Origin of the sequence: Streptococcus mitis (assembly GCF_047464965.1) — a bacterium.
GTDB classification, from domain to species: Bacteria; Bacillota; Bacilli; order Lactobacillales; family Streptococcaceae; genus Streptococcus; species Streptococcus mitis_DU.
This window is the reverse complement of the sequence record NZ_JASHAT010000010.1, coordinates 83621-91215: the sequence shown is the minus strand read 5'-3', so window position 1 is coordinate 91215 and position 7595 is coordinate 83621. Positions and strand designations below refer to the sequence as shown.

General features: G+C 39.2%; 6 protein-coding genes, 1 tRNA gene, 1 rRNA gene and 2 pseudogenes. All 10 read right to left on the bottom strand.

Going from position 1 to position 7595, the window contains the following annotated elements; translation table 11 throughout:
* Nucleotides 1–79: ribosomal RNA gene (locus QM408_RS07805) — 16S ribosomal RNA — on the bottom strand; the annotation flags it as partial.
* A gap of 241 nt (nt 80–320) precedes the next feature.
* Nucleotides 321–392 (bottom strand) — tRNA-Glu (locus QM408_RS07800).
* Between the two features lie 107 nt (nt 393–499).
* Entirely contained in the window at nt 500–934 is a 435-nt protein-coding gene (locus QM408_RS07795) for a cytidine deaminase family protein (RefSeq protein ID WP_000355905.1), read from the bottom strand.
* Nucleotides 935–947: 13 nt separating this feature from the next.
* Nucleotides 948–2408 carry a glutamate--tRNA ligase gene (gltX, locus tag QM408_RS07790; RefSeq protein WP_414374158.1) on the bottom strand — a complete coding sequence of 487 codons (1461 nt, stop codon included), beginning with the start codon at nt 2406–2408 and terminating at the stop codon, nt 948–950.
* Nucleotides 2409–2535: 127 nt separating this feature from the next.
* A pseudogene (locus QM408_RS07785) lies at nt 2536–3012 on the bottom strand (glucose-6-phosphate isomerase); the annotation flags it as partial.
* Between the two features lie 196 nt (nt 3013–3208).
* Entirely contained in the window at nt 3209–3580 is a 372-nt protein-coding gene (locus QM408_RS07780; RefSeq protein WP_084954094.1) for a PTS glucitol/sorbitol transporter subunit IIA, read from the bottom strand.
* 98 nt (nt 3581–3678) lie between these two features.
* Entirely contained in the window at nt 3679–4659 is a 981-nt protein-coding gene (gene srlE, locus QM408_RS07775; RefSeq protein WP_020992831.1) for a PTS glucitol/sorbitol transporter subunit IIB, read from the bottom strand.
* A 13-nt stretch (nt 4660–4672) separates the two neighbouring features.
* A complete protein-coding gene (gene srlA / locus QM408_RS07770) occupies nt 4673–5218 on the bottom strand; it encodes a PTS glucitol/sorbitol transporter subunit IIC (protein ID WP_001015684.1) in 546 nt (181 codons plus the stop codon).
* Nucleotides 5215–5712, bottom strand: coding sequence for a transcriptional regulator GutM (locus QM408_RS07765; protein WP_001086645.1), 498 nt, complete (start codon nt 5710–5712; stop codon nt 5215–5217). Before QM408_RS07765 ends, srlA begins: the two co-directional genes overlap by 4 nt.
* Nucleotides 5712–7576 (bottom strand): annotated as a pseudogene (locus QM408_RS07760) (BglG family transcription antiterminator). Before QM408_RS07760 ends, QM408_RS07765 begins: the two are co-directional and overlap by 1 nt.
* Between the last annotated feature and the right edge of the window lie 19 nt (nt 7577–7595).

Sequence of the window (7595 nt, the reverse complement as noted above, 5' to 3'; positions counted from 1 at the left end):
TCCTCCTTCAGCGTTCTACTTGCATGTATTAGGCACGCCGCCAGCGTTCGTCCTGAGCCAGGATCAAACTCTCATTAAAAGTTTGAGTTCTCACTCATTTCTGTCACTGACAGATTTATTGTTTTTTCATTGTTCAGTACTACAACCTTAGTTGTAGTGCCCTGCACATTGGTTCGTCTTGTTCAGTTTTCAAAGGTCTTTGTCACTTACTTCTCTCAAGTGACAACTATATTAGTATATCACAGGTGCTTTCGCTTGTCAACACTTTTTTGAAACTTTTTTTATCTTTTTTCATCAAGTGTTCCATCCGCAACATACCATAGTCCGTACGGGATTCGAACCCGTGTTACCGCCGTGAAAAGGCGGTGTCTTAACCCCTTGACCAACGGACCAGAGTTATTTTCAACTCTTACTATTATACAGACTTTTCAAACTTTGTCAACTACTTTTTCTGTTTTTTTCAAATTAAGTAAAAAGAGCCAGAATTATACTGACTCTTCTATTGATTATTAAACTTAGAAGCACGTTCTTCTCCCCACCAATATGGGATTAGTTCTGCGACTTTCACCGTCTTTCTTGTATCGTAGTCCATCATGAATTCTGCATCTTTATTTTCAGCATTAAGCTCTAAAAGGAATTCTCTACAGGCACCGCAAGGCATGGCTGAACTTCCACCATAAGGTGGTTTATCTCGAAAGGCTAATACCTTCTTAACCTTAGTTTGTCCTGAAAATTGGTACATATTGAAGAGTGCCGCCCGTTCTGCGCAGAGATGGAAAACACCACAGGTTCCCTCCATACAGAATCCTGTAAATATTTGTCCATCTTCTGCTTCTACTGCGGCAACGACATGATTAGCATAAACAAAATCAGATACTTCATGTGGATTATACAATTTCTGTGCTTCTTCGTACATCTTTTCCCAGATGTCCATTATTGTACCCTTCTTACTTAGAGATTTCCTTTAACATATTTTCGATATGCTGGATTGATTTTTCACGACCTAACAAGAAGATCGTATCTGGCAATTCTGGCCCGTGCATTTCACCTGAAACAGCAATACGAATTGGCATGAAGAGATTTTTCCCTTTGATACCTGTTTCTTTTTGAACAGCTTTGATTTGTGGGAAGATATTCTCTGTTACAAATTCATCATCTGTCATCGCTTCAAGTTTTGCTTTGAAGGCTTCAAGAACTGTTGGGACTGTTTCTCCTGCCATGACTTTACGCTCTGCTTCGGTCAATTCTGGGAAATCTGAGAAGAAGAGATCTGTCAATGGGATAATCTCATCTACTGATTTCATTTGTGGTTTATAGAGCTCAACTAATTTTTCAGCCTTGTCAGTCAATCGACCTGCTTCTTCTAAGAATGGTTTTGCCATTTCAAAGATAGTTTCTAGGTCTGCATTCTTGATATAATCATTGCTCATCCAGTCTAGTTTTTTCTGGTCAAAGGCTGCTGGAGACTTGCTCAGGCGGTTTTTATCGAAAAGTTTAATGAGTTCTTCACGAGAGAAGATTTCATCTTCGCCACCTGGGTTCCAACCAAGAAGAGCAATAAAGTTAAAGACTGCTTCTGGTAAATAACCTTTTTTACGGTAGTCTTCGATAAACTGAAGGGTGTTGGTATCGCGTTTAGACAATTTTTTCCCAGTTTCAGAGTTGATAATCAAGGTCATGTGACCAAACTCTGGAGCTTCCCAACCAAGGGCTTCATAGACCATAAGCTGTTTTGGTGTATTAGCAATGTGGTCATCCCCACGGATAACATGGGAGATTTGCATATCATGGTCATCGATGACAACGGCAAAGTTGTAAGTTGGGTAACCGTCTTTCTTTTGGATGACCCAGTCACCACCAATATTGCCACCTTCAAATTCGATATCACCTTTGACCATATCATGCCACTTGTAGATACCTGACTCATTGACAGCCAAACGAACAGTTGGAATGATCCCTGCTGCTTCACGTTCTGCGATGTAAGCTGCTTTTTCTTCTTCACTCATACCAAGGTATTCATTGATGTAGCGTGGTGTTTCGCCAGCTGCTTCTTGGCGTTCGCGTTCGGCTGCCAACTCTTCTTCTGTAACGTAAGATTTGTAGGCTTTTCCTTCAGCTAGCAGTTGGTCGATGTATCTTTGATACAAGTCCAAACGCTCAGACTGGCGGTAATTTTCATGTGTTTCTGGGCTTTCATCCCAATCCATACCTAACCAGCGAAGGTTTTCAAGTTGTGAACGTTCACCATCCTCGACATGACGTTTACGGTCAGTATCTTCGATACGAATGATAAAAGTTCCACCATGATGACGTGCGTAAAGGTAGTTGAACAATGCTGTACGGGCATTCCCGATGTGTAGTAGTCCTGTTGGACTTGGTGCGTAACGTACGCGGATATCTTTTGACATAGTTTCTCCTATAAAGTCTCTAGGCGTCTGCCTTTTTGCTCTCTATATTATATCACAAGTCTTGGCTGAGTCCAATTGCTATGAATAAAGAGAGTAAAAAGAGTGGACAAACCACTCTTTTCTTCTATTATAGACGTGCGTTAAGTTCTTTGCTCAATTCTTCAAATCCTGGTTTTCCAAGAAGGGCGAACATGTTACGTTTATAAGCTTCAACACCTGGTTGGTCAAATGGGTTGATAGCATTCAAGTAACCAGAAAGGGCGATAGCCAATTCGAAGAAGTAGATTGTATAACCAAGAGTGAAAGCGTCTTGCTCTGGAAGAGTCACGTACATGTTTGGTACATCACCATCTGTGTGGGCAAGAAGAACACCGTCAGTTGCTTTTTTGTTTACAAAGTCAACGTCTTTTCCTTGAAGGTAACCAAGTCCATCAAGGTCTTCTTCCAAGCTAGGGATAATCACGTTTTTACGAGGTTTGTCAACACGGACAACTGTTTCAAACATGATACGAGTTCCTTCTTGGATAAATTGACCCAATGAGTGTAGGTCTGTTGAGAAATTAGCTGAAGTTGGGTAAATCCCTTTTTGGTCTTTTCCTTCTGTTCAGGCACCCCTTGTGGATGCATCTGCTGGAAATTCCCTTGCACTGACTGGCTAGTTTGATTGACTTGCCAATCAACCACTGCGTCATCTATTTTTTCTAATTTAGACCCAGAAGCCTGGACTTTTGGTCCAGGCTCTGAATCAATTTTTTAGACTTTTATTTTTCTAAATTGCTTGATTTGAAATTTTATTATGGTTAAGCAGTTTCAAAAATCTGAATGGTAGAATCTTTATCAATTACTACCGCTTGATCTGCTACAACATGGAGTGTACCAGGAAGGCTGCCCTCTTTTGAACCATCAAAAGAAATCGTGATATGGCCCAGTCCAGTTAAATTTTTTTCTACTACATTTCCTACGGCAGTAATCGAATATTCCTGACTATCTACCACCAGCTTTCCACCTTCTAGTATTGCACCTAGAAGATTTTTGTTATCGATTTTAAAACAATACTCTGCTAAGTCTTCCGGAGCTTCTTCTCCAAACAAAATGAGCATATTGGCATCTTGAATCATATTCTGAGCTTCAGGCCCCACTTGAATTACTTTAGCTTCAAAAATTTTCTTCATCTAATTCCTATTCATCCTTTCTCAAATCTGTCATAAACTTATGCTTATAGATAAGTTTAACATAATAGTTGCTATGTTTACGTGCATCTATCAAAGGTTTACTGATAAAGGCCAATACTAGCTATCCAAGCTACTAGCACCCGCGGAACACCATTGAGAAAGCGTGAATAAAGCACAGAAGGGACACCAACCTCAACTGTTTCAGCCTTGGCTTCAGATAGACCGAGTGCTACAGGAATGAAATCACAACCGTTTTGAGTGTTGATAGCAAATATAGCTGGCAGAGCCATTTGGGGCGGAATATTCCCTTTGCCGATTTCAACTCCAATTAAGGTTCCAATAATCTGACTGATAACAGCTCCGGGGCCTAACAAAGGAGATAGGAATGGCAAGGAACAGATAAAGCCAATCAAAATGAGTCCCCAGATGTTCCCAGCTAGGGGAACCATTAATTTTGCCAGCCAATTTCCAACACCTGAACCTTGAATAACCCCAATCAGCAAGGAAACAAAGGCCATGAAAGGAATGATCGTGTTGAGCATTGTTTGGATGGCTTCACGAGCAGCCTGGTTGAAAGTCGCAACGACCTTCCCAGCGCCCATCCCAATTCTTGCTACAATACTTGTTTCAGCTTTTTGCTCTGTAATTTTTTTACTAGTATCGTAAGTTGGCTTTTCTGTTACCACAGTTGTCGCTTTTTCGTCTTCATTAGCAGCAGAAATTTGATTAAGGCCAACTGCTGACACATAGATTTCCTCGGTTATATATTGAGCTAGAGGCCCACTTTTCCCTGTAGCGACAATATTTATTGTAGGGATCCCCTTTTTAGGATAAATACCACAGCGAAGAGTACCGCCACAATCCACGATTGCTAAAGCAATTTCCTCATCTGGGATAGAAGTTTTAAACCCATTAACAGCTTCCATACCGGTCAAATCAGCAATTTTATCCACAATATCTGGCTTTTCTCCTCCGCCAGTGATATAGATGAATTTATGCTTAGCTTCACTAGGTGTAATGACCAAAGGTCCTCCGAAACCGCCATTTCCTTTAACAACTTTTATACTCTTATATGACATAATTTCACTCTTTCTATAAATCAAATGTTTTACTCAAGGTAACACCTTGCTGTTTTGCTACATAAGCAGTTGTAAAATCGGTCACCCAACCGCCTACAAAGTTCATGACAAGCCCAACAAGCATGTAACGAATGGCTAAGTCCATTTGACTTAAACCTAAAGTTTGAATTCCTGTTGCAATTCCCATCCATACAAATAATTCCCCAGGATTGATATGTGGAAATACACCATTTGAAGTATGGCAAAACTGCATCTGAGCTGCTACAAAACTAGGTTTATAATATTCTGGTAAGAAACGTCCCATACTGATTGCCATCGGATTTCCCAGCATAAAAGCTGAAATGAAAGGTAAAATCATATACCGGCTAACAGGATTTTTGGCAGAAATCTTAGCCAAGGAATTGACCTTCTCTTCTCCCAAGAAAGCGATAAGGGTATTCATTGCAATCAATAGCATTAAGACAAGTGGTACAATATTTGTCATCCAGCTAATAAAGGTTTCTCCACCTAATTGGAAGAGTTTCATAAAACTCTCTGCAAAATTTGTAATGTGATTCATAAGGAACTCCCTTTCTTATTTTTTTTAAATAACTGTTTAATAGATAATTGTAAGTAATTCGCATAAAAGCCGAATCCCAGAAAAGAATCAGATGAACTTGTCTCTTTCTCAATACCTGCCTCATGCCAAAGATAGACTTTTCTAGCATCTTCTATGGCTGATTGCATCAACTTATTTTCTTTTCTCACAAGAGGATTATACTTGTCAAAATAATGGATGTCTTCTCCAACATAATCGTCCATATTTTGAAAACGTGCTAAGATTGTGACTCCTTGCATTTTGCTAGCTTTAAGAACCCGACCGTTTTCATCAACCGCGAACATGACAATCGTACCGGATTTGATTCTTCCGGACTTCCTGCCAATCGCTACGCGCCCCAGTCTTCGGAGCATCGTATAGGTCTTATTGAAGTCTTTGAGTTGCTGCCAGCCGAGGAACATTTGAAATATATAAGCTGCCATGACAAATACAGCGAAAATTATTAGCGAATTCATTAAAATACTCCTTTGCTCTTAGAAAATGATAGAAACTCTGTCTCTGTTTCTACAGCCCTCAATGCTTCTTTTAGAGAAGGCTCTCCTGCAATTCGAAAAATGTCGTCATACAATTCCAGCAATTCACTTTCCATTTTTCTTTCAATTTCTGAGGGTATAGCGACTAGAAAGATAAATTCAATCCAATCATCTCCTTTTTGATAAGGCTCTTCTAGTTTTCCAAACATTAAAATAGTTTTTGCATAACCTTGGTTAATTGTATGGGGAAAAGCAATTCCTCCGCCAAAAACGGTTGATTGTTTTTTCTCCCTATCAATTATCCGATTTCTAAAACCTTCATCAATCATCTGAAGTTTCTCTAACTCTGCAACCATATTTAGCAAGTATTGATGATAGGTTTTTTGTGGACCTAATCGAACAAATCGTAAGCTGACTGTTTCTAGATTTCTTTGATGAAAAGCATTGGCTCTCTGCCATTCTTCCCGCAACCATTGATCATCAAAAAGATGATTAACTTGAATGACTGGAGATTTAGAATCTTTATATTTTAGAGGAACTGTCGTAAAAATCGCGAAATAGTCCTGATTCAAATCCAGATTAAAATCCTCTTCAGAATACTGAGTAATGTCTACATCATTTCCAAGGATTCGTCTGAGTTGCTGAATAATCATCGCAGCAGTTCCTCTTCCTGTTGTGCAAACTACAGCTATCTGCTTGCGAGAACTATTTACAATAGAGTTTTGCTTTCTTAAAATCATTTCAAAATACAAAGCCAAATATCCGATTTCAGATAATTCCAATTCAGAACCAAAAATTGCAGATAGTTCTTCTCCAGCAATTTTCGCCATTTCAAAAGCAAAAGGATATTGAGTTTGAACCTCGCCATGAAATATATCATTAGCTTGCACATGGAAAATCAGTCGATTGATTAAGGGGCCTAGATGAGACTTGATTTCTTCAAATAATTCTTCATCATCAAAGTTAACCAACATTGTTTCTTTGACTTTCTTGACAATCCCTTGAAAAATGTTTGCAAGCTGTTCAGATTGATAAGACGGCTTGCTTAAAGTGTCAATAAAACGGACATTAAAAGGAAAACACAAAAAGTCTATTTCAAACTGACTGAGGGAAATCTTATAAGTCATCACAATATGATAGATTAATTTCTCAACCAAAGGGGTCTCTGTTAAATCATTCCTATAGTAAGGAATAGGACAACTCAACACCCTAGATGCATGAATACGCTCCACCATAATTGAAATGGTCTTTCGAAGGAGTTCCTTTGTTTCTTTCGGGATTTTATACTCCTGGAGTAGCGTCTCCAGAAAAGAAGATGTTGCCTCGGTGAGTGTCCTTCCTTCAAAGTAAGGGGCCACTTGGTGAATATAGAGCAAGCGCAAATTCAGCTCGTCCCCCAAGACCTCCAGCCCACGGTTGGGCTTTCCTGAAATAGTGATAGAGTAACTCTCTGCCAAAGATTTTACTTGTTTTAAATCCTTATTAAGGGTACTTCTACTAACACCTGCTTCCTCAGCCAAGTCGTCAATAAGAAGAGGGGAGTTTGACTTAATTAAACGTTTTAGTAAATAGGCAATTCTTTTACTGGAAGAATTGAAGTCACTCTCCTGTTTTAAACTACCAGATAAAATCCTTTCCAACTCTGTATAGTCATACACTTCTAACATTAACTTATCATCTTGTGAGATAATCTGGATATTAGGAGCCAAAACATCATTTAATTGTTGGATACTCTTTTGCAAGGTTTGCATACTAATATCCAGCTCTGAGCGCATATCTACCAAGGAATAAGTTGGCTGTGAGACCATTTTTCTAAAATGTTATACCATCGATTTACTAAGGTCAACTCTCTTCCTCACCTTCAT